Annotated in this window: 19 protein-coding genes and 1 tRNA gene; 15 read left to right on the top strand and 5 right to left on the bottom strand. The window is 67.4% G+C overall.

Annotation, left to right across the window (positions count from 1 at the left end; all coding sequences use genetic code 11):
• Positions 1-33: 33 nt before the first annotated feature.
• Both AC07OZ_RS00325 and AC07OZ_RS00320 read left to right on the top strand, forming a co-directional pair.
• Entirely contained in the window at positions 34-513 is a 480-nt protein-coding gene (locus AC07OZ_RS00325; protein WP_067270239.1) for a peroxiredoxin, read from the top strand.
• Between the two features lie 272 nt (positions 514-785).
• On the top strand, positions 786-2,531 hold the full coding sequence (locus AC07OZ_RS00320; protein WP_495465203.1) for a PhoH family protein: 1,746 nt from the start codon (positions 786-788) through the stop codon (positions 2,529-2,531).
• 88 nt (positions 2,532-2,619) lie between these two features.
• Here the strand turns inward: AC07OZ_RS00320 and mdtD are convergent, their stop codons facing one another.
• On the bottom strand, positions 2,620-4,083 hold the full coding sequence (gene mdtD / locus AC07OZ_RS00315) for a multidrug transporter subunit MdtD (protein WP_495465202.1): 1,464 nt from the start codon (positions 4,081-4,083) through the stop codon (positions 2,620-2,622).
• A gap of 93 nt (positions 4,084-4,176) precedes the next feature.
• On the opposite strand from mdtD, the gene AC07OZ_RS00310 reads away from it, so the two are divergent.
• A complete protein-coding gene (locus AC07OZ_RS00310) occupies positions 4,177-5,031 on the top strand; it encodes an HAD family hydrolase (RefSeq protein WP_495465201.1) in 855 nt (284 codons plus the stop codon).
• On the opposite strand, the gene AC07OZ_RS00305 is transcribed toward AC07OZ_RS00310, so the two are convergent.
• Complete coding sequence (locus AC07OZ_RS00305; RefSeq protein WP_495465200.1) at positions 5,010-7,004, bottom strand: M3 family metallopeptidase; 1,995 nt, start codon at positions 7,002-7,004, stop codon at positions 5,010-5,012. The genes AC07OZ_RS00310 and AC07OZ_RS00305 overlap by 22 nt on opposite strands.
• Before the next feature lie 121 nt (positions 7,005-7,125).
• Complete coding sequence (locus AC07OZ_RS00300; RefSeq protein WP_495465199.1) at positions 7,126-9,021, bottom strand: propionate--CoA ligase; 1,896 nt, start codon at positions 9,019-9,021, stop codon at positions 7,126-7,128.
• Between the two features lie 291 nt (positions 9,022-9,312).
• On the opposite strand from AC07OZ_RS00300, the gene AC07OZ_RS00295 reads away from it, so the two are divergent.
• The 9 genes from AC07OZ_RS00295 to AC07OZ_RS00255 all read left to right on the top strand — a co-directional run bounded on the left by AC07OZ_RS00295 (position 9,313) and on the right by AC07OZ_RS00255 (position 18,555).
• Positions 9,313-10,473: a C40 family peptidase gene (locus tag AC07OZ_RS00295; protein ID WP_495465198.1), complete on the top strand. Its 1,161-nt coding sequence runs from the start codon at positions 9,313-9,315 to the stop codon at positions 10,471-10,473.
• 169 nt (positions 10,474-10,642) lie between these two features.
• Positions 10,643-12,040, top strand: coding sequence for a hypothetical protein (locus AC07OZ_RS00290; RefSeq protein ID WP_495465197.1), 1,398 nt, complete (start codon positions 10,643-10,645; stop codon positions 12,038-12,040).
• Between the two features lie 114 nt (positions 12,041-12,154).
• A tRNA-Ala gene (locus AC07OZ_RS00285) sits at positions 12,155-12,230 on the top strand.
• Between the two features lie 801 nt (positions 12,231-13,031).
• Complete coding sequence (locus AC07OZ_RS00280; protein ID WP_495465196.1) at positions 13,032-13,841, top strand: hypothetical protein; 810 nt, start codon at positions 13,032-13,034, stop codon at positions 13,839-13,841.
• The gene (locus AC07OZ_RS00275) at positions 13,838-14,185 is read left to right on the top strand and encodes an STAS-like domain-containing protein (RefSeq protein ID WP_495465195.1); all 348 of its coding nucleotides are present in this window, start codon (positions 13,838-13,840) and stop codon (positions 14,183-14,185) included. Before AC07OZ_RS00280 ends, AC07OZ_RS00275 begins: the two co-directional genes overlap by 4 nt.
• Positions 14,186-14,208: 23 nt before the next feature.
• Complete coding sequence (locus AC07OZ_RS00270; RefSeq protein ID WP_495465194.1) at positions 14,209-14,808, top strand: hypothetical protein; 600 nt, start codon at positions 14,209-14,211, stop codon at positions 14,806-14,808.
• A gap of 276 nt (positions 14,809-15,084) precedes the next feature.
• Entirely contained in the window at positions 15,085-16,374 is a 1,290-nt protein-coding gene (locus AC07OZ_RS00265) for an ABC transporter substrate-binding protein (protein WP_495465193.1), read from the top strand.
• The gene (locus AC07OZ_RS00260; protein ID WP_495465192.1) at positions 16,371-17,090 is read left to right on the top strand and encodes a response regulator; all 720 of its coding nucleotides are present in this window, start codon (positions 16,371-16,373) and stop codon (positions 17,088-17,090) included. Before AC07OZ_RS00265 ends, AC07OZ_RS00260 begins: the two co-directional genes overlap by 4 nt.
• Complete coding sequence (locus tag AC07OZ_RS00255; protein ID WP_495465191.1) at positions 17,080-18,555, top strand: ATP-binding protein; 1,476 nt, start codon at positions 17,080-17,082, stop codon at positions 18,553-18,555. Before AC07OZ_RS00260 ends, AC07OZ_RS00255 begins: the two co-directional genes overlap by 11 nt.
• A 4-nt stretch (positions 18,556-18,559) precedes the next feature.
• Here the strand turns inward: AC07OZ_RS00255 and AC07OZ_RS00250 are convergent, their stop codons facing one another.
• Together AC07OZ_RS00250 and AC07OZ_RS00245 are read right to left on the bottom strand one after the other, a co-directional pair.
• The gene (locus AC07OZ_RS00250) at positions 18,560-19,891 is read right to left on the bottom strand and encodes a sugar MFS transporter (RefSeq protein ID WP_495465190.1); all 1,332 of its coding nucleotides are present in this window, start codon (positions 19,889-19,891) and stop codon (positions 18,560-18,562) included.
• Positions 19,892-19,906: 15 nt separating this feature from the next.
• Positions 19,907-22,540, bottom strand: coding sequence for a TonB-dependent receptor (locus tag AC07OZ_RS00245; RefSeq protein WP_495465189.1), 2,634 nt, complete (start codon positions 22,538-22,540; stop codon positions 19,907-19,909).
• Between the two features lie 563 nt (positions 22,541-23,103).
• Between AC07OZ_RS00245 and AC07OZ_RS00240 the strand changes: the two genes are divergently transcribed.
• From AC07OZ_RS00240 to AC07OZ_RS00230, 3 genes are read left to right on the top strand one after another with little or no spacing between them, the layout of a single operon-like run.
• On the top strand, positions 23,104-23,841 hold the full coding sequence (locus tag AC07OZ_RS00240) for an endonuclease/exonuclease/phosphatase family protein (RefSeq protein ID WP_495465188.1): 738 nt from the start codon (positions 23,104-23,106) through the stop codon (positions 23,839-23,841).
• On the top strand, positions 23,838-25,166 hold the full coding sequence (clsB, locus tag AC07OZ_RS00235; protein ID WP_495465187.1) for a cardiolipin synthase ClsB: 1,329 nt from the start codon (positions 23,838-23,840) through the stop codon (positions 25,164-25,166). The genes AC07OZ_RS00240 and clsB overlap by 4 nt, the downstream gene beginning before the upstream one ends.
• Positions 25,163-26,113, top strand: coding sequence for a lysylphosphatidylglycerol synthase domain-containing protein (locus AC07OZ_RS00230; protein ID WP_495465186.1), 951 nt, complete (start codon positions 25,163-25,165; stop codon positions 26,111-26,113). Before clsB ends, AC07OZ_RS00230 begins: the two co-directional genes overlap by 4 nt.
• Positions 26,114-26,116 lie beyond the last annotated feature (3 nt).

The raw sequence follows: 26,116 nt of genomic DNA, 5'->3' as shown, positions 1-26,116 counted from the left end.
CCCACCCGGGCACATCTCTCTGAAGAACGCCACATGACGCCAGCGCTCAACAAACCCCTCCCGGACATTGAAGCTCTTGCCACGGGAGGCGTGAAGTTCACTCCCAAGGAATTCCTGGGTCGGGTCGTGGTGCTGTACTTCTATCCGAAGGACAACACCCCGGGCTGCACGACCGAAGCGATGCAGTTCCGTGATCACCACAAGGAATTCGTCAAGGCCGGCGCCGTCGTGCTGGGAGTCTCCCGCGACAACATGGCCTCGCACGACAAATTCAAGCAGAACCTGGAACTGCCGTTCGAACTGATCGCCGACACGGAAGAGAAACTCTGCCACATGTTCGGCGTGGTGAAGAACAAGATCATGTACGGCAAGAAGGTCAAGGGCATCGAGCGCTCGACCTTCCTGATCGACGCCCAGGGCATCCTGCGCGAAGAGTGGCGCGGCCTGAAGGTCGCCGGCCACGTCGAGGAAGTGCTGAAGGCCGTCAAGGCCCTCAAGAAGGAAGCGGCCTGATCCGGGCCTGAACTTCTTGCGCCCGTCACGGGCGCGGGCCGGGAGTTGTGCATAATCAGTCGCATGCCCCTGTGCCTGATCGCAGCGAATGACTTCCCGAAGACGAGCCGCACCGGCCCCGGTGCGGCTTTTTGCCTTCTGGGGTCCGCGTGCGAGTTCGAGGCCCCCGATGCCGCCGATACCTCCGGCATCGCCACCGCCCGTCAGGCCCGGGGCATGACCCCTGGTCCGCATCGACCCAGGCTCATCACGCAAGCCCGTCACCCCCGCACATGCCACTGCCCAAGCCTCCGACCAAGCGCGCCAGCCGCCTAGATACCGACGCCTTCGCGACCGATCTGTCGCCCAGCAAACGCCTCCCCCAGAACGAGGCCAGAGCGTCCGCCCCCATCGCCGCCCCGATCCCCGCGAGCAGGGCCGCCCACAGAGCCGAACCCGAGGCCAGCCGTCCCGTCGCCGCCCCCGCGTTGCCGCCAGCGGTCAACGCCCGCTCGCGCGCCGAGCCGGTGGAAGCGCGCGGCGGCAATTCGCCGTCGCTGGCGCTGGTGTCGCCCGCCCCGGACAAGACCCCCGCGAAGAAGGCCGCCCCGACCCGCGCCAAGGCGCGCAAGCCGGCCGGCGATCCCAAGCTGTTCGTGCTCGACACCAATGTGCTGATGCATGACCCGATGTCGCTGTTCCGCTTCGAGGAGCATGACATCTATCTGCCGATGATCACGCTCGAGGAACTGGACGGCCACAAGAAGGGCATGACCGAGGTCGCCCGCAACGTGCGCCAGGTCAGCCGCGACCTGGACGCGCTGGCCACCAGCCTCAAGTCGAGCACGATCGAGGAGATGTCCAAGGGCCTGCCGCTGGACCAGACCGGCCACCGCGAAGCCGGCGGCAAGCTGTTCTTCCAGACCACGCTGTTCGAGACACCGCTGCCGCAGGGCCTGCCGCAGGGCAAGGCCGACAACCAGATCCTGGGTGTCGTCCAGGCGCTGAAGCAGCAGCAGCCCGGCCGCGAGGTGGTGCTGGTGTCCAAGGACATCAACATGCGCATCAAGGCCCGCGCGCTGGGCCTGCCGGCGGAGGACTACCGCAACGACAAGACGCTGGAAGACTCCGACCTGCTCTACACCGGCGTCCAGGCGCTGCCGGCGGACTTCTGGGAGCGCCACGGCAAGACGATGGAGAGCTGGCAGCAAGGCGGCACCACGTTCTACCGGATCAGCGGTCCGCTGGTGCCGACGCTGCTGGTGAACCAGCTCATCTACCTGGAAGCGCCGGGCGCCGCGCCGCTCTATGCCAAGGTGCAGGAGATCACCGGCAAGACCGCCGTGCTGCGCACGCTGAAAGACTTCGGCCACCAGAAGCACTCGGTCTGGGGCGTGACCGCGCGCAATCGCGAACAGAACTTCGCGCTGAACCTGCTGATGGATCCGGACTGCGACTTCGTCACCCTGACCGGCTCGGCCGGCACCGGCAAGACCCTGATGACGCTGGCCGCGGGCCTGTCGCAGGTGCTGGACGAGCGCCGCTACACCGAGATCATCGTCACCCGCGTGACGGTCCCGGTGGGCGAGGACATCGGTTTCCTGCCCGGCACGGAAGAAGAAAAGATGGGCCCGTGGATGGGCGCCCTCGACGACAACCTGGAAGTGCTGGGACGCGGCGACAGCGGCGCCGGGGAATGGGGCCGCGCGGCCACCAACGACCTGGTGCGCAGCAAGATCAAGATCAAGAGCCTGAACTTCATGCGCGGGCGCACCTTCCTGAACAAGTACGTGATCATCGACGAGGCGCAGAACCTGACGCCCAAGCAGATGAAGACGCTGATCACGCGCGCGGGTCCGGGCACGAAGATCGTCTGCCTGGGCAACCTGGCGCAGATCGACACGCCCTACCTGACCGAGGGCAGCTCCGGCCTGACCTTCGCGGTCGACAAGTTCAAGGGCTGGGCCCACAGCGGGCACGTCACGCTGGCACGCGGCGAGCGCTCGCGACTCGCGGACTTCGCTTCCGAAGTGCTGTGACCGTGCGCTGAGCGCCGGGCCTCAAGACCCTCCCGGCCCTCTCGCTCCCTCAAAGCCACCCTTCGGGGTGGCTTTTTCATTGCTGCTCCTACTCTTCGGGGGTCAGCTTCGACTGGACGGTTTCCTCCGCCGCGCCCTCGTCGCGGCGCAGCTGGTAGAAGATGAACGCCGCGAGCGCGGCCATGGCGCCGAGGGCGAGGTAGGTGCCGTGGAAGGCGGGCACGATCGCGGCACCCTCGGTGCGCGGCAGCCCGTGCGAGAACAGCAGCAGGAAGGCGCTCGACGTCGCCACGCCCAGGCTCATCGACAGCTGCATCACCACGGCCAGCAGGCTGTTGCCGGGACTGGCGGTGCGCTCGTCGAGGTCGCCGAGCGTCAGCGTGTTCATCGCGGTGAACTGCATGCTGTTGACCATCCCGAACAGGCCCAGGTGGATGGCGAGCCAGACGTGCCCGACGCCGCGCGGGATCAGCGCGAAGCTCGCGATCAGCACGCCCAGCAGCAGCGTGTTGACGATCAGCACCCGGCGGTAGCCGGCGCGCTTGATCAGGCGGATCGCCAGCGTCTTGGTGAACATCGCGCCCAGCACCGACGGGATCATGGACAGGCCCGCCTCGCTCGGCGAGAACCCCAGCCCCACCTGCAGGAACAGCGGCGTCAGGAACGGCGTCGCGCCGCTGCCCAGCCGCGCGAAGACGTTGCCCAGCAGCCCGATGCGGAAGGTCGGCACGGCGAAGAGCGCGGGCGTGAAGAGCGGCTCCTCCGTGCGCGTCGCATGCAGCCAGTAGGCCATCATGCAGGCGACGCCCGCGACCAGCATCACGAAGCACACGGCGACGCTGACCATGTGCTCGCCGAAACCCTGCAGCGCCAGCGACATCAGCATCAGCCCGATGCTGAACAGCCCGTAGCCGCCCCAGTCGAAGCGCTTGCCGATGGGCCCCTTGATCTCCGGCATGAAGCGCCGGCAGGCGAAGGCGCCAGCCAGGCCGACTGGAAGGTTGATCAGGAAGATCCAATGCCAGCTGACGAACTCCACCAGCACGCCGCCCAGCGTCGGACCGAGCAAGGGGCCGACCAGTCCCGGCAGGCTGATGAAGGTCATCACCGCGAGGAACTCCGCCTTCGGAAAGGCCCGCAGCACGACCAGGCGCCCCACCGGCACCAGCAACGCGCCACCGACGCCCTGCACCACCCGCGACGCGACCAGCACATGCAGGCTGGGCGACACCGCGCAGGCCAGCGAGCCCAGGCTGAACAGCCCGATCGCCCACAGGAAGACGGTCCTCGTCCCGAAGCGGTCCGCCAGCCACCCAGACGCGGGGATCAGCAAGGCCACCGTGAGCAGGTAGGCGACGACGGCGGACTGCATCCGCAGCGGGTCCTCGCCGAGGTCGCGCGCCATGCCCGGCAGCGCCGTGTTGAGGATGGTCGTGTCCAGCGTCTGCATGAAGAACGCCAGCGCGACGACCCACGGGAGCCAGCGGCGGGTGGCGTCGTCGAGGACCGGGCGGCCGAGCACGTCGAGCGGCGTCGTCGAGGAGGAAGGCATGGGCGGCATCCGGCAAGTATCGGACCCCGGCGGCGTAGGATGTGCGCCTGTCGCGGCGCGCGCACGCGCCCCGGACCTCGCTGCCCAGGACCCATGCGCTTCTACGTTTCCGATCTCGACGGGACCCTGCTCGACCCGCAGGCCCGCCTCTCCGACGCCACCCGCGCCGGCCTCACCGAACTGCTGACCGAAGGCCTGGCCTTCACCGTCGCCAGCGCGCGGCACGTGGTGTCGATCGCCCGCATCCTCGACGGGCTGCCCATCTCATTGCCGGTGGTCTCGTCCAACGGCGCCTACATCAGTGATCTGCGCACCGGCCGGCATGAACTGGTCAACGCGATGGACCCGGCGCTGGGCCAGGCCATCTTCGCGCTCGTGCGCCGGCACGGGCTGATGCCCTTCATCGCGACGCACGGCGCCAAGGGCGACCAGCTCTTCTGGCAGGAGGTGCAGAACGAAGGCCAGCAGCGCTTCGTCACCGAGCGCCAGCGCAACGCCGATCCGCGGCTGCGCCACGTCGACCGCTTGCAGGACCAGTTGGACGATCCGCTGGTCACGCTGCTGGTCGTCGGCCGCGCGGAGCCGCTGGAAGCGCTGCAGGCCGAGATCCTCGCAACCTGCGGCGACCTCGTCACGACGCACCTGGCCGAGGACCTCTACATGCCGGGTTGGCCCTGGCTCAACGTGCACGACCGCCGGGCCAGCAAGGACCAGGCGATCGCGACGCTGGCGCAGCGCTACGCCTTGCATGAGCGCGAGCTCGTCGTCTTCGGCGACCAGGTCAACGACCTGACGATGCTGAAGTCCGCGCATCACGCCATCGCGATGGCCAATGCCAGCGACGACGTGAAACAGGCCGCGCACCGCATCATCGGCTTCCACCATGAGGACGCCGTGATGCAGTTCATCCGCGACGACTGGCGGACCTACTTGCGCAAATGGTCGTAGAACGCGTTGGCGTTGGAATCGCGGCCGAGGAAGTCGCGCACCAGCTCCGGCGCCGGCTTCTCCGCGCCGCGCGACAACACCGCGTCGCGATAACGGCGGCCGACGGCGGCATCGAGCTTGTCGGCCGCGAAGGGCGTGCGCAGGTCCATCGCGACGACCAGGCTCCACAGGTAGCCGTAGTAGCCCGCGCCGTAACTGCCCGCGATGTGCGCGAAGCGCGACGGGAACATCGTGCCCGGCACGTGGCCCAGCGGCGTGTCGCCTTCCATCTTCGACCACAGCGCCAGCGGATCCTGGATCTGGGCGCCGTGCAGCGCGAGGTCATAACTCGCGTACAGATGCTGGCGGCCGAACTTCGTGCCCTTGGCGAAGTCGCGCGCCTCGCGGGCCTTGCCGACGAGGTCGTCGGGCACCGGTTTGCAGGCCGGGCAGACCTCGGCCATCAGCTTGAGCACGCGCGGGTCGTAGACCCAATCCTCGAGCATCTGCGACGGCGCCTCGACGAAGTCGTGCATCACCGCCCATTGGCCCAGCGACACGTCGCGCGTGTTGGAGAGGTTGTTGTGGACTGCGTGCCCGAGCTCGTGCAGCAGCGTCTCCAGCTCGTCGAGCGAGAGTCCGCTGCGATCGAGGTTGACGACCAGCGCCGCCGCCGGATGGCGTCCCAGGCGCGTGCTGCTCGAGCGCAGCGGCCAGACCGCCGCGTGGTTGTACTTGCCGTCGCGCGGGAACGGGTCGACGTAGAGCGTGCCGAGCGCCTGGCCGGTGGCCGTGTCGCTGACCACGTAGGCCTTGACGTCGGGATGCCACAGGCCCGGCAGCGTCACCGCGGTGTGCGTCACGCCGAACAGCCGGTCGACGACACGCAGCGTGAAGGCGAGGCTCTCCGCGGGTGGGAAGTACGGACGGAAGGCTTCCTGGTCGACGGTGAAGCGTTGCTTGCGGATGCGCTCGGCGTAATAGACGCCGTCCCATTGCGTCACGGTCGTGGCTTCGACCGCGGTGCCCAGGTGGCTCGCCTTCGCGCGGCGGAGCTCCTCCAGATCGGCGCGTTCGCCCTGCTGGACGGTGCCTTTGACCTCACCGAGGAAACGCGTCGCCGTCGCCGCATCCTTGGCCATCTGGCGGCGCAGGTTGAAGTCGACGTAGTTGTCGTAGCCGAACAGGCCGGCGTACTCCTTGCGCAGCGTGATGATCTCGGTGAGCAGCTTGAGGTTGCCTTCGCCGCCCTCGTTGGTCTTGGCCCGCCAGATGCGCTCGCGCGCGGCGCCGCTCTCGGCGGTCTGCATCAGCGCGGTGTAGGTCGGGTTGTCGACGCCGAGCAGATAACGCCCCTGGTCGTCGCGCGGCTTGTCCTTCCAGACGCTGTCGGGCACGCCGCGCAGTTCCTCGGCGGTGAAAGCGACGCGGATGTTGGCGTCCCGGATCGCCTTCGAGAACTGCTGGTCGAGCGCCGAGAGCCGGTCCAGGATGTGCTTGGCGCGCGAGCGCTTGTCCTTGGACAGGCCGACGCCGCTGTCCTCGAACAGTCCCAGCGCGTTGCGCTTGAGCTCACGGTCGATCGCGTCCGCCGCAGGGGCGGTCTTCAGGCCGCGATAGATCTTCTCGTTCTGCGTCAGCGCGGTCTGGAAGTCGGTCCAGCGCAGCGCGCAATCCTGGGCGGCATCGCGCACGGCCTTGTCGGCATGCACGTTCTGGACGAAGTCGATCGGGAAACGAGCGTCCTCATGGTGTGCGATCACCAGGTCGTAGGCGGCGAGCCAGCCCTTGTCCACCTTGCGCTTCGCCAGCTGCGAGACCTCGCGATTCAGGGCCTTCAGGCCGGCATCACAGGCCCGGTCCACGGCCTTGCCGTCGGCGAAGCTGGGGAAGGCCGGCGTCGGCAGCGCGGGCGCTCGCGCCTCGGATTGGGCGAACGCCGGCGCGCACAGGATCGCGCAGGCCGCCAGGATCAACGCATGCGTCGAGGCCATCGGAAACTCTCCAGGAATTGGCATGGCGGGGATTCTCGTCCCCGCCCTCCCCCATCCCGAAAGTCGTGCCCGCATCCCGGGGCAGAGGAAACCCGACCCTGCGTCCGGACCCTCAGGTCCCTCAGGTCATCAAGTCCCGGATCTGCTGCAGCGCGGCCGGATCGTCGAGCGTGATCAGATCGCCGGGGTCGCGATGCTCGCAGACGGCCTGGATCGCGCGCCGCAGCAGCTTGCCCGAACGCGTCTTCGGCAGCAGCGCGACGAAGCGCACCCGCGACGGCCGCGCCACCGCCCCCAGGTGCTGGTCGACACGCTTCAGGATCTCGCCTTCGAGCGCCAGCGCGTCCTGCGGCGTCGCGGCGCGCGCCGGATCCTTCAGCACCGCGAAAGCCATCGCGACCTGACCCTTGAGTTGATCGGCGACGCCGACCACGGCCACTTCCGCCACCGCGGGATGGCCGGCGATGCACTCCTCGATCTCGCGCGTGCCGAGCCGGTGACCGGCCACGTTGATGACGTCGTCGCTGCGGCCGAGGATGAAGTAGTAGCCGTCCTCATCCCGCAGGGCCCAGTCGAAGGTCGAGTACACCTGCCGGCCCGGCACGCTCTCCCAGTAGGTGCGGATGAAGCGGTCATCGTCGCGCCAGACGGTCTGCATGCAGCCCGGCGGCAGCGGGTACGCGATCGTGAGCAGTCCCTTCTGGTTCGGTGCTTCAAGCACTTCGCCCGTCCGCTCGTCCAGCAACTGGACGCGATAACCGAACATGGCCACGCCCGGTGATCCGAACTTCGGCTCGGCGGGTTCGACGCCGCGCGCCAGCGTCAGGATCGGCCATCCGGTCTCGGTCTGCCAGTAGTTGTCGACGATGGGTTTGCCGATGGCATCGGCGATCCAGCGTGCCGTCGGTTCGTCGAGCGGCTCGCCGGCGAGGAACAGCGTGCGCAACGACGACAGGTCGTGCCGCGTCAGGCAGGCGGGGTCCTGCTTCTTCAGCACCCGGACCGCAGTCGGGGCGCTGAACATCAGCGTCACGCGGTGGCGCTCGACCAGTTGCCACCAGATCGCCGCGTCGGGGCTGACCGGCGTGCCCTCGTACATCAGCGTGGCCATGCCCGCGATCAGCGGGCCGTAGACGATGTAGCTGTGGCCGACGACCCAGCCGATGTCGCTCGTGGAGAAGAAGGTCTCGCCCGGATGCCCGTCGTAGATGTGCTTCATGCTCGCGGCCAGCGCGACGGCATAGCCGCCGACGTCGCGCTGCACGCCCTTGGGCCTGCCCGTCGTGCCGCTGGTGTAGAGCGTGTAGCTGATGGCATCGGACGGCAGCCACTCGCAGGGCACGCGGGTGCCGAGCAGACGCCCGCGTTGCTCCGCGTAGTCGAGGTCGCGGCCGTCGACGCGCTCGAACGCACTGAGTCCGCGATCGACCATCAGCACCTTCGCCGGCTTGTGCGCGGCCAGCCGGATCGCCTCGTCGAGCAGCGGCTTGTAGGGCACGACCTTGCCGTTGCGGCTGCCCGCGTCGGCGCTGACGATCAGCACCGGTTCGGCATCGTCGATGCGATTGGCCAGCGCGTGGCTCGCGAAACCGCCGAACACCACCGAGTGGATCGCGCCGATCCGCGCGCAGGCCAGCATCGCGAAGGTGGCCTCGGGAATCATCGGCAGGTAGATCAGCACGCGGTCGCCGACGCCCACGCCCTGCTCACGCAGCATCGCGGCCATGGCCTCGATCTCGTCCTTCAGCGCGGCGAAGCTGTACACGCGCTCCTGGCCGACCTCGCTCGACACCCAGATCAGCGCCGCGTCGTCCGGTCGCGCGGCGGCGTGGCGGTCGACCGCGTTGTGGCACAGGTTGGTCCGCCCGCCGACGAACCATCGCGCGAACGGCGGCCGGCTCGTGTCGCAGACCTGATCGAATGGCCGTTCCCAGTCGATCAGCGCCGCCTGTTCGGTCCAGAAGCTTTCTGGATCGTCGATCGAACGCCGGTACATCGCCGCGTAGCTGTCGGTCATCAGGGTCTCCTTGGATCTTGGAATTGAATGCGCGAAATCCGCACGGATCCTCGCATCGGGAGCTTTTCTGAAACTTTCGTTCACAGCGTTCCGTCATGGTGCTGTGGTCCAATCCGGGTTTTCCTGGGAAGAGCCTCGTGGCCACGCCCGGACTTTCCCTAGCCAGGCGCGCACCTGCGGGCATTCGCGCTTGACCGGTACGGAGATGGTGCCTAGTCTCCGCGCCCAACACCGATGAGTACTGTTCGTCCTTCCCGCTCCGCTCCCCGACACCAGAAGCTCCAGCGCGCCATGGCCGCACTGGGGCTGATCTGCGTCGTCGCCAGCGGTAGTTGCTGGGCGCAACAGTCGACCTCGTCCACCAACGGGTCGCACGACAAGCCCAAGGCGCAGGCCAAGGCAGCGCCGGCTAAGGCCGCCGCCAAGCCGGCTGCGAAGAAGACCGCCGAGGTCAAGCCGGCCACGAAGGCCTCGAAGGACGGCAAGTCCTCGAAGCAGGCCTCGGCCAAGGACGCCGGCAAGGACAAGAAGGCCAAGGCCGACGAGGACAAGTCCCCGGCGACTGAGGTTGCCGCCGAGAAGGCTGCTGCGGACAAGACGACTTCCGACAAGACCGCTTCGGACAAGGTCGTTGCCGACAAGCTCGCCTCGAGCAAGCCGGAAGCGAAGGCCGCGGACAAGCCCACGCCGGTGAAGGCCGACGCGAAGGTCGCGGACGCCAAGCCCGAAGTCGCACCGCCTGCCGGCACGATGATGGGCGCCTACGGGCAGAGCCTGATGCGCTCGCCCGCCGGCGCCGCGGCGGTCGCGACGACCGTCGCCGCCGCGGGCACCGCCGCCGCGCTGATCGCGCCGCCCTCGCCTGCCGCGACCCCGAATACCTCGCTGCCGCCGACCGCCCTGATGGGTGCCGCCGCCGGCAACGCGAACGCCAGCGACTCCGTCGCCCGCTTCCTGCAGCAGCGCGGCATCGTCGCGCAGGCGCAGTCGACCTCCGCCTCGCCAAGCGCCGACGCCCCCGCGCCGGGCCTGCTGAACCGGGTGCGCGACAACGCCTCGGACCTGGTGCTGTCGGCGATGAACTTCCTGGGCGTGCCGTACAAGCGCGGCGGCAACTCGGTCAACAACGGCTTCGACTGCAGCGGCTTCACGCGCCACATCTTCGAGATGAGCGTGGGCCTGGTCCTGCCGCGCCGCGCCGACGAGCAGGCCAAGCTCTCCAGCCTGGTGCCGATCAAGAAGGAAGACCTCAAGCCCGGCGACCTGGTCTTCTTCAACACGATGCGCGCGACCTTCTCGCACGTCGGCATCTACGTCGGTGAAGGCAAGTTCATCCACTCGCCGCGTGTCGGCGGCGCCGTGCGCGTCGAGGACATGCGCGAAGCCTATTGGGCCAAGCGTTTCACCGGCGCCCGGCGCGCCGATCTGAACCAGGCAAATCCTGGCACCTGAGCCGGACCTGGCGCGGCGGTCTCCGAGCCCGCCGAGGACACCCGCAGCGGGCCCCTGGCCCGCCACGCCAACGCGGCGCATTCCTGAAGACAAGCCCTGACACGGCACGCCACCGATCCCGGCTATGCTGCGCCCCAGCGCCGTCCGCCGCGATCCTCCGCGATCCACCTTGTCCGCCGTCCTCGATCCCGCCCAGACACCGCTGCACCGAGCCCCCGACCAGATGGGGCAGGCCTTGCTGCTGGCCGTACTGCTGCACGTGCTGCTGCTCGTGGCCATCGGCAACGCGCCCGGAGGGGCGGCGAGACCCGGCGAAGGCGCGTGGGGCCCACTCAACGTGAGACTGCAGGGTGATCGCTACGAGCCCGGCTCGGGGGAGCCCGCCGTCGTGCTGCCCGAGCGCGGACCGGTCGGCGAGGCGAAGCAGCCGCGCTCCGGCGGCGCGGTGCGGGAACGTCCGCCCACACCGGAAGAACAGAAGACTCCTGGCGCCGCGCGCCAGGGGCAATGGAAGCGGCAGCCCGGTGACGAGCTGACCGGCGACGCGCCCGCGGACCGCAGCGCACCGCCGGCAGCGACGGCGCCCACGCCGGCTCCCACACCGACACCGGCTCCACCGGCGCCGACACCCACGCCCGCACCGACGCCTGCGCCGACACCGGCGCCCCCCACGCCGGCGCCTTCTCCAGCGCCCTCGCCTGCGCCAGCCGCCGAACCCGCGCCGGCCCCTGCGATCACGACGCTGACGACGCCCGGTGAAGCCACGGTGACCGCGCCCACGCGCATCGCTCCCGCACGCGACACGGCGCCTGCCCGCTCGACGGTGCCGGCCGATGCGCTGCAGGCCCCTTCGCCGACGCTGCAATTGCCGGAGCGGCCCGCGCCCATCCTCAGCGAGACACCGACGACCGTGCGGCGCATCGACCGCACGCCGATCGAGCGGACACCAACACCGCCCGTGCCGCCGGAACTGAAGGCGCCCGCCGAGCTGCCGCCGTTGACGCCGGCACCAGCCGCCGCGCCGCAACCGGCGCCGACGCCCACACCGGCGCCTCCAACACCTGCGCCGCAGGTCGCACCGCCCGCTCCTGCGCCGTCGCCCACGGCGGCGCCGACGCCGCCCGCGGCAGCAACTCCCACGCCGAGCCCTTCGCCGACGCCTCAACCGCGCACGTCGACCACGCCGTCCCCGGCGCCGACGCCGACGCCGGCCAATCGAATTTCGCTCGACGGCTCGACGAATCCCACCACGACCCAGCCCAGCGTCGGCGCCCCCGATGCGGGCGCGCGCACCGGCCACGACGTGGCGACCCCGGCCTCGACCCCGCCGAACGCCCCGAAGCTGAACCTCGACCTGAACGCGGCGCGCGGTCCGATGCGTCCGCGCGGAACGCCCTCGGGCGTGATCTCCGCCGTGCCCAAGCCGCCTGAGGACAAGGACGCGCTGGCCGAGAAGATCCGGGAGGCCGGCCAGCAGGAATGCCGCAAGGCCTACGCCGACAAGGGCCTGCTGGCGGTGGTGCCGCTGGTGCGGGATGCCGCGCGAGACAAGGGCTGCCGCTGGTGAGTTCCACCGGCCTCGAGTCGCGCTGGCGCGCGCCTCGCGTTGTGCGAACTTCGGTCCAGTTCCCGACGTCTGGGCGGCGATCGTGAAATCTCTGCTATAGTCGATGTCTTCGTTGGGGGGGTAGCTCAGCTGGGAGAGCGTCGCGTTCGCAATGCGAAGGTCGGGAGTTCGATCCTCCTCCTCTCCACCAACAGATCCGGAAGGGGTCGCACCGAAAGGCGCGACCCCTTTCTCTTTGGCGCTCCGGTTTTGAATTCGGTCACCCCGCTCGCGAACAGTCCGCATGCACTGGACGCGTCGTGGACAGTCGCCGCAGACCGGCTGACGGTCCAGAGGACAGCGATGCTCTTGCGAATCACGCAACCGAGCCAAGCAGCTCATCACCTTCGCGGCTTCGCTAGCGCCCCGGCCTCTGGACTTGCAGATAGCTACTCCTTAAGCCGCATGATGGACACCGCGCACCAAGAGCTTTGGGCCGCACGGCTCCCAACAAGAGTCAACGACACACAGCATCGCGGCCATGGTCACGCGCCTTCTTGAAGCTTGACGCGCAATTTGTTAGCGGCACAGGCACAACGCCTCTGCAATCTAGGCCAAGGATCTCAAGAGGTGCGCGCTCCACCTAGATTTCTGTTCGGAAGCCTCCATCTACTACTTCAGCAGGCTGCGGCGCTGCGCCGAAATACACTTCTTCCATTGAGGAGGATGAAAGATGAGGCGAGCCCGTCCGAAGCAGCGGATGCACCAACGTTGGAAGAGCGACTACGTGATGAGGCGACGCCGACGAGCCGGTCGGTCGCGTACGACGCGGCTCTACCGGAGAATGGTCCGCTGTCCGACTGATGTTCTGATTGCCCCGACTCACTTTGCACTCCTCTCACCCAAGGGTCATCAAAATGGGAGCGACGTTTGCTCTTACTTCGAATTCATAGGCAAGTTGCGGAACTTTAGGGGTGGAAGGCTCACTATTGATCTATCTGGAGTGCGCCGAATGGTTGCAGATGCAGCGCTCCTTTTCAAAGCGGAGTTGAGTACTCTGATTCAGACGAGATCGGTGGCAGTTTCGGCTATTGCGCCATTGAGTAATCGGACGCTTCAAGTAATCAAGCAAACTGGCCTAGCCGAACTTCTTGGAATTAGTTGCGATGTGCTTGCAGTACGAGAAGATGTCGTGCACTGGAGGGTGGCAGACGGACCCAGCAACCATGTTGACCCGGAACTCCTTGAACCAATCATGGCCGACATCGAGGAAGTAACTGGCCTAGCATCCCACCCGGTATACCAGGGGGTAATAGAATCCATGGGAAACTGCGTGGAGCATGCATATAAGACCCATCCGGAGATAACACGCCAACTTCCGAAGACTCCAGGCTGGTGGGTATTTCAGCAGGTTCGCAACGGCCACCTGTTCATCAATGTATGCGATCTGGGAATCGGCGTACGACGTGCGCTGCCTCTTTCCTTCTCTGAAGAGGAAGGAATCCTGAAGAAATTTCTTCACATCGTTCGTAGAGTTAAGGGCGCAGACTGTCGGGCGCTGATGGCAGCGATGGAGTATGGTCGCTCTGGGACTGGGAAAGACGAACGAGGACGTGGCATGAGAAACGCGCATGCCGTGGTCGATCAAACAGGCAGCGGATTCTTCTATGCTATCAGCGACCAGGGCTTCTACTCCTATGAAAAAGCACACCCAGAAGCCAGTGCTCGGATCAGCACCAAGAAACTAAGATATTCCATCAACGGCACGATTATGGGTTGGCGCCTCCCCCTCAATCCAGAGACTGCCAGGAGCTCCACATGAATGAACGAGAAATCGTGCGGATCAACATCGCTACGCAGTTCACCAAACTTCCAGGAGGTCGTTATATCCGCCTTGGCCCCAATAGCGGCGAAGACTTTAGGAAGAAATTTCTAATAGGTCCCTTGAGCGAAGGAAAATCCGTACTCGTAGAACTCGATGGCGTTCGCGGATATGGCAGCAGCTTCTTGGAAGAGGCCTTTGGCGGAACCGTTCGAGAATTAAATCTTGCGCTGGAAGATGCACTCAGCCGTATACAGATCGCCACAAACACACCTAGTTGGAGGCTGGACGTGGACGAATACATTCGAACGGCCGCGAACAATATCTCCAACAATAGAAACTAGTTGCCAGCGTTATGCAACACAGCATGGAAATTTCTGTGCAGAGCTTCATTCAGCCTCACGGGGTTACCGACTCGTATTTCCGAAGCACTCAGGCTTCGCAGAATATAGTAGTCGTTGCAATCCCTCAGCCTTCAGAAAAACAAAGTTTGGCGGACAAATTTTCTCCGACTTTCTTTTCCGGCGTACTAGTCGTCCTTGGATGGATCGTAGTAAACAAATTACAGTCAAATAGAGAGAGAAGAAAGCAGGCTCGCGAGAGAATCTCAGAACTCAAGAAAACTCTTAGTGATCTTGAAACGGACATCGTCACGTACCACACAAGTCCGCGAGACCGCGGTGCCGAGAGCAAAATAGTCGGCCAATTAACACGCTTCGAAAAGGCGTGCGCCGGACTCACAGACTATGTCGCGCAGAAGTTCACCTTCCCTGCGCTAGATGAAAGTCGGTTCATCGTGCCTCCAAAGGTGATTCAACAGATGCGACGAGCCATGACGCTGGCTCACTTTCAGGACGAGCACGATGCGGCCCTTGAGCATGAGGACGCCCTCATCCAGGCAATCCAAGTGGCGGTCGACGAAGTTCATGAAGCCTTTGAACGTTGTAGAACTAGTGCGCTCGACTGACGCGGCCCGGAATCGCAATTCCCAGAAGGCGGTCCCGCGCCATCCCGGGAAACCAGGAAAGCCTTGAAGCCTGCGCGCTTCGAGGCCTTTTCTTTGCACGCGGACCAACGCGTCACCGCCCACCGGTTCGCGGTAAAGCCCCAATCGCCATCCGCCGCCTCGCTCAAGACAATCCACGCCTCCCTGCACCCGGCGGCGTCCTTGAGTCACACAACATTACAGTGGTCGTACAAAACGCAAGGTGGGCGCCCTTGGGCAACCCGCAAGATGCGACGCATGGTGGCGTTGGCGGTCTTGCCCTGGAGTTGCGCGGTCGTGGCGGCCGGGCCGACGGCGTCCGCCCCCTCGGTGGAGGGCGCGGGTGAGCTGAACGTCCTTCATTGGTGGACCTCCGCCAGCGAGCGCGCCGCGGCCAACCATGTCGCCGCGCGCATGGCCGAGAACGGCTTGAAATGGGTCGACGGCGCGGTCGCCGGCGGCGGCGGTGGCCCGGCCATCAAGGTGCTGAACGAACGCATCCTGCGCCGCATGGCGCCCAAGGTGGCCCAGCTCAACGGCGCGTCCATGAACGAGTGGGCCGACATGGGCCTGCTGCTGGAACTCGACGGCGTGGCCGCCCGGCGCAACTGGGCCTCGGTCATGTTCCCGCAGGTCATGGCCCAGGTCACCGTGCGCGGCCACATCGTCGCCGCGCCGCTGGGGATCCAGCGCATCAACAACCTCTACCTGAACAAGGCGCTGCTCAAGCGCCACGGCATCGAGCCGCCCAACGACTGGGACGGCCTGGAGCGTGCCGCCATCAAGTTGCGCGCGGCCGGCGTCACGCCGGTGGCCTTCAGCGACGAGCCCTGGCAGGTGGCCACCGTCTTCGAGGCGCTGCTGCTCAGCGAAGCCGGCCCGGCGCTGTACCGCCGCATGCTGGAACAGCGAGACCTCAGCGCCTTCGAGGATCCCGCGCTGGAGCGCGCGCTGAAGCGCCTGCGCAACTGGCGCAACCTCGCGCTGCCCGCCAGCGGCGCGGCGCCCGGCGAGCGGCCCTGGACCGACGTCGTCGCCGACTTCGCCAACGAGCGCAGCGCCATGATGATCATGGGCGACTGGGCCCGCGGCGAGCTGGGCACGATGGGGCTGGAAGGCGAGCGCGACTTCACCTGCAAGGCCGTGCCGGGCACCGCCCAGGCCCATCTCTACAGCATCGACACGCTGGCCATGCTGGCCGGCAACGGCGCCAGCCAGGCCGACCAGGAGAAGATGGCCGAGCTGCTCGGCAGCGCCACGCTGCAGCTGGGCTACAACCGCATCAAGGGCTCCATCCCCGTGCGCCGCGACGTGCCGGTGGACGAACTGGACCCCTGCGCGCAGGCCTCCTTCCACCTCTTCGCCAACCCCGCCACGCCGCGCGTGCCCAGCCTCGTGCACCGCATGGCCTTCGGCGAGATCGGCAAGAACGCCATCATCGAAACCGTCCACCGCTTCGCGCTGGACCCCAGCCAGACCCCCGCCGCCGCCCAGCGCAAGCTGCAGGGCCTGCTGCGCGCGCTGAGCCCAAGGAAAGCCGCCCCATGACCCCGCGAAAAATCCTGATCGTCGACGACGACCAGAAGATCCGCAGCCTCCTCAAGACCTACCTCGAGAAGAACCAGTACGAGGTGCTGCTGGCCCATGACGGCGCCAGCTTCATGGCCGAGTTCGAGCGCCACCGCGACGAGATCAGCCTGTGCATCCTCGATGTGATGCTGCCCGACACCGAGGGCTTCACGCTCTGCCAGTCGGTGCGCCGCCGCTCCGAGGTGGCGGTCATCATGCTGACGGCGAGCGCGGACGAGACCGACCGCATCGTCGGCCTGGAGCTGGGCGCCGACGACTACCTCGGCAAGCCCTTCAACCCGCGCGAGCTGCTGGCGCGCATCAAGGCCATCACGCGCCGCACCGGCCAGGAGAAGACCCGGGAGCCGCGCTATTACGCCTTCAACGGCTTCACGCTGGACCTGCTGGAGCGCCGCCTCGTCGACCCCGACGGCACCAGCACGGCGCTGTCGGGCATGGACTTCCAGTTGCTCAAGCTGCTCGTCGAACACCCCGGCGAGGTGCTGGATCGCAGCCGGCTGGCCGAAGTCACGCGCGGCCGCGACCTGGGACCGCTGGACCGCTCGCTGGACGTGCAGGTGAGCCGCCTGCGCCAACGCCTGCAGGACGACGGCAAGCAACCCGCGCTGATCAAGACCGTGCGCGGGTCGGGCTATGTGTTCTCGACGACCGTGACGCCGCGGCATGCGCCGTGAATCCGCCTGGCAGCGCGCCCGCAAATTCCTCTTCGACAGCCTGCAGGGCCGCTTCGTGCTGGCCATGTTGGGCGGCCTGGCCCTGGTGCAACTCACGGTCAACCTCGTCTGGTACAGCCAGATCGAGCAGCGCGTGCGGCGCCAGACCGAGCTGGCCGCCCACCATGTGACCAGCGGCGCCATGGGGGCCGTGCGCGCCCTGCGCGAACTGCCCGCCGCCTACCGGCCGCTGCTCATCGAGCAACTGCGCACCATGGGCGGCACGCGCTTCCAGGTCTTCTTCAACAACGCCGCGGTGACGGTGACGCCCCTGCCCGGCCAACCCATCGCGCGCATGCTGGAGCAGCGGGTCGCCCAGGAGCTGACGGCCCAGCTTCCGCCGGGCACGCCGGTCCGCGTCGTGCTGGCCTCGCCCATCGGCCTGGCGGTGGCGCCCAGCGGCGCGCTGCTCAGCGATCTGCCGGAAAGCTGGGTGGAGCCCTCGCTGATCGCCGCCGAGCGGCCGGCGCCCTTCCTCGTCATCCAGGCCGAGACCGAGCCGGGCGTGTGGCTCTACCTCAGCAGCACCCTGCCCGACCCCTACTACCTGGAACAGCTGGAGTTCTTCACCTGGCAACGCCTGACCCCGCAGTTGATCGCGCTGGGTCTGGCCGTACTGCTGACGCTGATCGCCGTGCGCGCGATCACGCGGCCGCTGGCGGGCCTGAGCCAGGCCGCCGCGCACGTGGGGCGGCGCGTGGCGCCCAAGCCGCTGCCGGTCAGCGGCACGCAGGAGGTGCGCCAGGCCATCGAGGCCTTCAACGACATGCAGGAGCGCATCCGCCGCTACATCGGCGATCGCGAGCGCCTGTTCGCGTCCATCTCGCATGACCTGCGCACGCCCATCACGCGCCTGAGGCTGCGCAGCGAGCTGCTGGACGACACCGCCGTGCAGGACGAGTTCCATGAGGACCTCGACGAGCTGGACATGATGGTGAAGACCGCCCTGCAGATCGTGAAGGACACCGACATCCACGAGAACCGCGTCCCATTGCGCATCGACCTGGTGCTGCAGAAGATGGTGCGGGACGCGCGCATGGGCGGGCACACGATCGAGTTGCAGAACGAGCCGCTGACCGTCTTCGGCAAGCCGCTGGCGCTCAAGCGCGCCATCGGCAACCTGCTGGACAACGCGATGTTCTACGGCGATGCCGGGCAGGCGGTGGAAGTCAGCGTGGGCAGCGACGAGTCGGGACTCGTGCTCCTCACCGTGCGCGACCACGGGCCCGGCGTGCCGGACAGTGCGCTTGCCCGACTGGGTCAGCCCTACACGCGGCTGGAGCACGGCGCCAGCCTGCGCAAGGAAGGCCTCGGCCTGGGCCTCTCGATCGTGCGCGAGATCGTGGCCGACCATGGCGGCACGGTGCGCTTCCGCAATCATCCGGCGGGCGGATTCGAAGTGCGCGTCGCCCTCCCCGCCGGCTGAGGCCTCACCACCGCCGGAGGCGGCTGCCGAACAGGGCATAGAACAGGATGAGTCCGTACCAGGGCAGCATGACCCAGTAGCCGCGCTGCGGGCTGCTCACATCGGCCAGATGGCCGTAGAGCATGGGGAGCAGCGCCCCGCCGGCAATGCCCATGATGAGCAGCGCCGAGCCGGCGGCCGTGTACTTGCCCAGGCCCTCCAGCGCCAGCGGCCAGATGGACGGCCACACCAGCGCGTTGGACAGGCCCAGCATCGCCAGGAAGAACACCGTGTCGGGCACCGGCGGCACGCCCGCCCAGCCCAGCAGCGCGTGCGAGACGCCGGATCCCGTCGGCGACGACAGCGCCACGCCGAGCACGAACAAGAGGCCGCTCGCCCCCGACAGGATGAGCGCCGTGCGTTGCGACATCCAGCGCGGGATCAGCGCGACGCCCAGCAGATAACCCAGCACCATGAAGCCCATGGTGTAGGACGTCAGCACCCCGTAGTGCTCCACCCCGAGCTCACGGCCATAGAGCCCGATGGTGTCGCCCGCGATCACCTCCACGCCGACATACCCGAACAGCGCGATGGCGCCGAGCACGACCTGCGGATGCTGGAAGACGCCCCAGCGCTTCACGCCGTCCGAACGCGCACCCGACGATGCATCTTCCTCGTCCAGATCGGGCTCGCGCAGCGATGAGAAATGGATCAGGGCCATGAAGACCAGCAGACCTGCGGCCATCACCGCGTAGGGCAGGACCAGGCGCTGCGACAGCTCGTTGCGCAGCGCCTCGCGGCCGACGGCATCCAGGGCCGCGAGGGCCGGCTCGGAGAAGCGCTCCATGCCCGACAGGATCAGCGCCGAGAACACCAGCGGCACGACGATGCCCGCGCCCTTGTTGAACAGGCCCATGATCGAGATGCGCATGGCCGCGCTCTCCCGCGCGCCGATGCAGACGATGTAGGGGTTGATGGCCGTCTGCATCAGCGTCATGCCGCTGGCCAGCGTGAACAGCGCGGCGAGGAAGATCGCGTACTGGCCCGAGCGCGCGGCCGGGATGAAGGCCAGCGCGCCGACGGCCATGACGCCCAGGGCGACCGTCATGCCCTTCTTGTAGCCGATGCGGGCCAGGACGGCCGCCGACGGCAGCGCCATCACCGTGTAGGCAATGTAGAAGGCGAAGGCGACCCACAAGGCCTGGAAGTTGTTGAGCTCGCAGACGATCTTCAGGAAGGGGATCAGCGAGCCGTTCAGCCAGGTGACGAAGCCGAGGATGAAGAACATCAGCCCGATGAAGAGCATGGGCAGCAGCACGCTCTGGCGTGCCGGGGATGTGAGGGTGGTGGTGTGCATGGAGGAGGTCGACCCTTAGAACTTGGCCCGGACACCGACGCTGTAGCGCGCGCCGTTCTCGTACACGCCGATGGGGATGCCGTCCACGGTGTTGGACTTGATGACCTCGTTGTTGATGTTGACCGCGCTGGCATAGATCGCGATGTGGCGCGTCACGTCCCAGCTGGCCGACGCGTCCCACTGCCCATAGGCGGCGTTGACGACCTGACCGCCCATCTCCACGTTGCCGTAGCTCTTGGAGCGGTAGTTGTAGGACACGCGCAGCGTGAGCGGTCCCCGCTCGTAATAGCCGCTGACGTTGAACTGGTCGCGCGAGTTGCCCAGCACCTTCAGGCGCGGCTGGCCCGCCACGGCGCCGGCCTTGGCGTCGGTGAAGGTGTAGTTCACGACGGTGCCGAATCCGGTGTTGCCGAAGGGCTGCTGCCACTGCAGCTCGAAGCCCTTGATGTCGGCGCCGTTGTCGGCGTTGTAGGGGCGCTCCACCGTCAGCGTCTCGCTGCCCACCTGCTCGGACTTGGACGCCTTGTAGGTGAAGGTGTCCAGCTTCTTGATGAAGAAGGTGCCCGAGACCAGCGCGGCATCGGCGTAGTACCACTCGGCGCCGATCTCGGCCTGGTTGGCGTGCACGGGCTTGAGCAGCGGGTTGCCCGCATAGCCCTTGGACAGCACGGTGCCGTCGCGGCGCAGGCCGGGGCTGAGCAGGTCGAAGGTCTGGCGCGCCATGGCGCGCGAGACCGCGCCGCGCAGGACCACTTCCTTGCTGAGGTCGTAGACGACGTTCAGGCTGGGCAGTGCGTCGGTGTAGTTGTGGTCGACGCTGGTGGGCGAGAAACCGCCGCTGGCATTGCCCAGATAACCGTCCGAGGTCTGCTGCGTGCGCACGACGCGCAGGCCGACGTCGCCGCGGAATTTGGCCACCGAGAAGTCGGCCTTGGCATACACGGCGCTGATGCGCTCGTGGATCTTGTAGTTCTCGTTGAGCACGTCCTTGTAGGTCATCGCCTTGTCGAACATCGGGATGCCCTTGCCGGCAACGAGACTGTCGTCGAACCAGGCGTACTGCCTCAGCGCGTCGGGCGTGCCCGCGGCCTGGCTCAACTGCGGCGAGGGGCCGGTGGACAGGTCGGCCAGCGAGAACGACTGCCAGCCGGTCGAGCCCGGCCCGGCCGTGCCCTGGATGCGGGTGTTCCTCAGCGTGTTGTCGCGCAGCTTGACGCCCACCTTCACGGCCTTGACGACGCTGCCGTCGATGTCGAAGGTCAGGTCGCCCTGGGCGTACTTCTCCCGGGCGTCCATGCGGCGGATGCGGTCGTCGCCGGACTTGAGCGTCAGCGCGTTGGGGTCCAGCGGGTTGATGTCGAGGTACTTCACGCCGTAGTGGTCCGGCCCGAGCGAGATCGTGGTGCGCGTGTCGCCTTCCATCCAGAAATGGCGGTCATGCTTGCTGCCGCCGGAACTGCTCGTGGTGCCGGCCTGGCCGTGCACTTGCCAGTTGCCGCCCTGATAGGTGCCGTCGAGATCCGCCACGCGCGACTTGATGTAGCTCTCGCGATAGATGGGCTCGAAGGACACGCCGGTCTTGGGCCCGAAGGTGCCGCCGACCAGCGCCTTGCTGCCGTCGGCCACGGTGATGAACTTCGGGTCGACGGCGCTGATGACGCCGCCCACCGCCAGGCCGCCGGCCTGCCAGAGGTAGTTCTGGTTGTTGTTGTTCATCTTCATGTCCGAATCCATCAGGTTCAGCACGAGATCGGTGGCCGGGTTGGGCTGGAACTGCAGCGCGAGGTTGGCGGTCGTGCGCTCGCGCTCCTGGCGGAATATGGCCGAGCCGCCACCCCAGGAGGCATAGGCGTTGGTGACGGCGCCGTTCTGGTCCTTCACGTCGTACTTGCCGTCGGAGAACTGCTCCAGGCCGTCGCGGCGCATGTGGCGCTTCTGGCTGCTGATGGCCAGCAGCACGCCGAAGGTCTTGGCGTCGTTCTTCCAGTTCAACAGGCCCGACAGCTGCGGGTCGGTCTTGCTTGGCAGCTTGCTGTACATGGCCTCGGCGGCGACCTGCACCGTCAGCGGGTCCTTGAAGGCCAGCGGCCGGCGCGTCTTGACGATGACGAGGCCGCCGATCGAGCCTTCATCCAGATCGGCCGACGGGCTCTTGTAGACGTCCAGGCTGCCGACGATCTCCGAGGGCAGCACGTCGTAGTTGAAGCTGCGCGTCTGCGGCTCGTTCAGCCACCACTCCGACGACGCCACGGCCTGGCCGTTGAGCTGCGTCATGTTGAGGTTCTTGTCGGTGCCGCGGACGAAGATGGCCTTGCCCTCGCCCCAGATGCGGTCCACCGAGATGCCGGGCACGCGCTGCAGCGAGTCGGCCACGTTCTTGTCGGGGAACTTGCCCACGTCTTCGGCGCTGATGCTGTCGACGATGTTCTGCGCCTCGCGCTTCTCGGCCAGGTTCTTCTTCAGCGTCGCCCGCACGCCGCGGACCTCGACGGTGTCGAGCTGCTGGCTGGCCTCCTGCGCATGGGCGGACGCGAATGCCGCCGCGCCCAGCGCCAGCCCGATGAGCCGGGGCAACAGGAGCGGCTTGGGCGCCTGTTTGGATTGAGGCTTGAATTGAGCCTGGGAAAGATTGGGGAGAGGCTTGGCCACGTAGATGCTCCTGGGCAACGAGTGCCCGCAATCTAGTGGCGATGCCTGCGCCCGGAGCGCCGCGTTGCGCTTTGCAGGACTTCATTGCACCGACGTTACGTAGGCGCAAGACGGGGTCAGGTCGCGCCCCCTTTTGCAACCCTTCCGCCATTCGGCCCGTCGGCCCGCTTGCCGTGCATGTACGGCACGCCGCCCCGCGTGGGGCCCGTTCCGAGCACGCCCGGAAAGATTGCGCAACCCGGGCTCCGAATCCCCCGAACGGGCGGTGGGACTCCGTCCGACGCGATTGCGGCGTGGCGTCCGACAGGTCTAGTATTGATCGCTCCCACCCGGCATCCGGGGCCATGCGCTCCAGGGGCCGGGAACCCGCCGCCATGCGGCACTGCCAAACCGGCACCGCCACCAGGAGCACCCCATGCTTGAACTGATCGGCGCGATTCTCGTGGGCGCGTTCGCGCTCACCTTCGGGGTCCTGTGCGTGGGCCCCATGATGCTGAAGTCCGACGACCTCTGAGGCCATGACGGGCGCATGACGGGCACAGGGCTTGCCGTTCAGGCAAGTCATGAAATTCACCGTCCTCACCGTCAATCTCCACAAGGGTTTCGGCTTCTTCAACCGCCGCTTCATCCTGCACGAGCTGCGGGAAGCGGTGCGAGCGGTCTCCGCCGACGTCGTCTTCCTGCAGGAAGTGCTCGGCGAGCATGAACTGCACGCCGCCCGCATCGCCGACTGGCCGCAGGCGCCCCACTACGAGTTCCTCGCGGACAGCCTGTGGAGCGACTTCGCGTACGGCCGCAACGCGGTCTATCCGCAGGGTCACCACGGCAACGCCCTGCTGTCCAAGTTCGCGATCGCGCGGCACACCAACCACGACGTCTCCGTCGAGGGTCCCGAGCGCCGCGGCCTGCTGCACAGCGTGCTGAAGCTCTCCGACGGGCGTGAGCTGCACGCGATCTGCGTTCATCTGGGCCTGCGCGAATCGCATCGCCAGCGCCAGGTCGAGCGCCTGTGCCAGCTGATCGACAGCCTGCCCCCGGGCGACCCGGTCATCGTCGCCGGGGACTTCAACGACTGGCGGCAACGCGCGCACCGGATGCTGAGCCGATGCGCCGGCCTCGCGGAGGTCTTCGTGAAGTCCTATGGCTCCGCGGCGCGGACCTTCCCGTCGCGCTTCCCGCTGCTGGCGCTGGACCGCATCTACGTGCGCGGCGCGTCGGTGCAGCACCCGATCGTGCTGCCGCGCCGGCCCTGGTCGCACCTGTCCGACCACGCGCCGCTGGCCGCGGAGATCCGGCTGTGAAACGCCCCGACTGGCGCACCGGCAACGACCTCGAGCTGCTCGAAAACGGCGAGGAGTTCTTCCCCGCCGTCTTCGCTGCGATCGAGGGGGCGAAGCACGAGGTCCTCATCGAGACCTTCATCCTGTTCGAGGACAAGGTCGGCCTGGCCTTGCGCGAAGTCCTCATCGCCGCAGCGAAACGCGGCGTGCGCGTGGACATGACGGTGGACGGCTTCGGCTCGCCGGAGCTGTCGATGAGTTTCGTGAACGGGCTCACCGACGCGGGCGTGCGGCTGCACGTGTTCGATCCGCCGCCGAAGCTGTCGCGGCGTCTGAAGCCCTTCCGCAGGCTGCATCGCAAGATCGTCGTCGTCGACGGCGGGACCGGGTTCATCGGCGGCATCAACTATTCCGCGGATCACCTGCTCGACTTCGGTCCCGAGGCCAAGCAGGACTACGCCGTGCGCGTGCGCGGGCCGGTGGTCGAGCAACTGCGGCGCGCGACGCGCGAGATCCTGGCCACCGCGACCTCGCAGACGCCGTCCGCCGGGCCGGGCGCCCAGCGTCGCTGGTGGCCGAGCCGTTCGCATGAGCCCCGCAGGAGCGAGCCTTCCGCCGGCCGCGAGGGCACCTCCACGGCCGGTCAGGCGAAGGCGGTCCTCGTCACGCGCGACAACCACCGCCACCGCGACGACATCGAGCGCATGTACCGCCTCGCGCTGCACGCGGCGCAACGCGAGGTGATCATCGCCAACGCCTATTTCTTCCCCGGCTTCCTGCTGCTGCGGAGCATGCAGCGCGCGGCGCGCCGCGGCGTGGACGTCCATCTGATCCTGCAGGGTCAGCCCGACATCGCGTGGGCGCGCTGGGCGGCGCAGCTGGTCTACGACCAGTTGATGCGGGCTGGCGTCCACATCCACGAATACTGCGAACGGCCGATGCACGGCAAGGTCGCACTGGTCGACGACCATTGGGCGACGGTGGGCTCCAGCAACCTCGATCCGCTGAGCCTCTCGTTGAACCTCGAGGCCAACCTGATCGTCGAGGACCGCGCATTCAACCGCGCGTTGCGCGACAAGCTGCTGCCGCTGATGAAGAGCCAGTGCAAGCTGCTGAAGCTCGAGCACACCAACGCGCATCGCTGGTGGTGGCGCTTCGGCGTGGGCACGCTGGTCTTCCACGTGCTGCGGCATTTCCCGCGCTGGCTGGCGCGCCTGCCGCGGCAGACGCAGCCGCTGATGCCGGTGGCCGAAACGCCGGTGGTGGTGAGCGCACCGCAGACACCGGGCGCGGAGGCCTGGCAATGGCAGGTCGCCGAGCGTCTGAGCAAGGAGACGGTCGAGTGAGTGCGACACCGACGCCGGACGCCGCGGGGCATCGCCCGGCGCGCTGGCGTTGGGGCCGATGGCTGGGTGGCGTGTTCGCAGTCGCCGTCGTGGCCCTGCTCGCGTGGGCGGCCCATCAGGTCGATTGGGACGAGGTCGGCGACGCGCTGCGGCAGTTGCCGTCGAGCGTGCTGATCGGCGGGGCGGCGCTGTGCGCGGTCAGCCACCTGATCTACAGCGGCTACGACCTGATCGGCAAGCGCTGGGCGCATCACGCGGTGCCGACGCGGCGGGTGATGCTGATCACGTTCATCAGCTACGCGTTCAATCTCAACCTCGGCTCGCTGGTAGGCGGTGTCGCGATGCGGCTGCGGCTCTATGCGCGCGAGGGCCTGAGGCACCCGCTGCCGGCCAAGATCCTCGCGCTGAGCATGGCCTCGAACTGGCTCGGCTACGGACTGCTGGCGGGCGGACTGTTCCTCTTCGGCTGGCTCGAACCGCCGGCCGACTGGCACGTCGGCGCCACCGCGCTGCGCGGGCTGGGCGCGGTGATGTGGGTCGTCGTTGCCGCCTACCTGGCGCTGTGCGCGTTCTCCAGACGCCGCGAATTCAGACTGCGCGGCCACGACTTCTTCGTCCCCAGCCTGCGCATCGCGCTGATGCAGCTGGCGATCTCGTCGGCCAACTGGTTGACGATGGGCGCGGTGCTCTGGGTGCTGCTGCAGCAGGGTGTCGACTACGGCCACACCTTGTCCGTGCTGCTGGTGGCCGCGGTCGCGGGCGTCATCGCGCATGTGCCCGCTGGCCTGGGCGTGCTCGAAGGCGTCTTCGTCGCGTTCCTAGGCCCGGCGCTCGGCCACGGGCAGGTCCTCGCCGCGCTGATCGCGTACCGGGCGCTGTACTACCTCGCGCCACTGTCGATCGCGGCCGTTGCCTACTTCGTGCTCGAAGCCCGGGCGCGACGATGACCC

The sequence above is a fragment of the Roseateles sp. GW821-FHT09G03 genome, assembly GCF_059416045.1.
Note: the sequence above shows the minus strand (reverse complement) of the source record. Positions and strands in the feature narration are given on the sequence as shown.

Coding starts and splice junctions, on each gene's coding strand:
- AC07OZ_RS00325 (WP_067270239.1), top strand. CDS start 34: ATGACGCCAGCGCTCAACAAACCCCTCCCGGACATTGAAGCTCTTGCC.
- AC07OZ_RS00320 (WP_495465203.1), top strand. CDS start 786: ATGCCACTGCCCAAGCCTCCGACCAAGCGCGCCAGCCGCCTAGATACC.
- mdtD (WP_495465202.1), bottom strand. CDS start 4,083: ATGCCTTCCTCCTCGACGACGCCGCTCGACGTGCTCGGCCGCCCGGTC.
- AC07OZ_RS00310 (WP_495465201.1), top strand. CDS start 4,177: ATGCGCTTCTACGTTTCCGATCTCGACGGGACCCTGCTCGACCCGCAG.
- AC07OZ_RS00305 (WP_495465200.1), bottom strand. CDS start 7,004: ATGGCCTCGACGCATGCGTTGATCCTGGCGGCCTGCGCGATCCTGTGC.
- AC07OZ_RS00300 (WP_495465199.1), bottom strand. CDS start 9,021: ATGACCGACAGCTACGCGGCGATGTACCGGCGTTCGATCGACGATCCA.
- AC07OZ_RS00295 (WP_495465198.1), top strand. CDS start 9,313: ATGGCCGCACTGGGGCTGATCTGCGTCGTCGCCAGCGGTAGTTGCTGG.
- AC07OZ_RS00280 (WP_495465196.1), top strand. CDS start 13,032: ATGGTTGCAGATGCAGCGCTCCTTTTCAAAGCGGAGTTGAGTACTCTG.
- AC07OZ_RS00275 (WP_495465195.1), top strand. CDS start 13,838: ATGAATGAACGAGAAATCGTGCGGATCAACATCGCTACGCAGTTCACC.
- AC07OZ_RS00270 (WP_495465194.1), top strand. CDS start 14,209: ATGGAAATTTCTGTGCAGAGCTTCATTCAGCCTCACGGGGTTACCGAC.
- AC07OZ_RS00265 (WP_495465193.1), top strand. CDS start 15,085: ATGGTGGCGTTGGCGGTCTTGCCCTGGAGTTGCGCGGTCGTGGCGGCC.
- AC07OZ_RS00260 (WP_495465192.1), top strand. CDS start 16,371: ATGACCCCGCGAAAAATCCTGATCGTCGACGACGACCAGAAGATCCGC.
- AC07OZ_RS00255 (WP_495465191.1), top strand. CDS start 17,080: ATGCGCCGTGAATCCGCCTGGCAGCGCGCCCGCAAATTCCTCTTCGAC.
- AC07OZ_RS00250 (WP_495465190.1), bottom strand. CDS start 19,891: ATGCACACCACCACCCTCACATCCCCGGCACGCCAGAGCGTGCTGCTG.
- AC07OZ_RS00240 (WP_495465188.1), top strand. CDS start 23,104: ATGAAATTCACCGTCCTCACCGTCAATCTCCACAAGGGTTTCGGCTTC.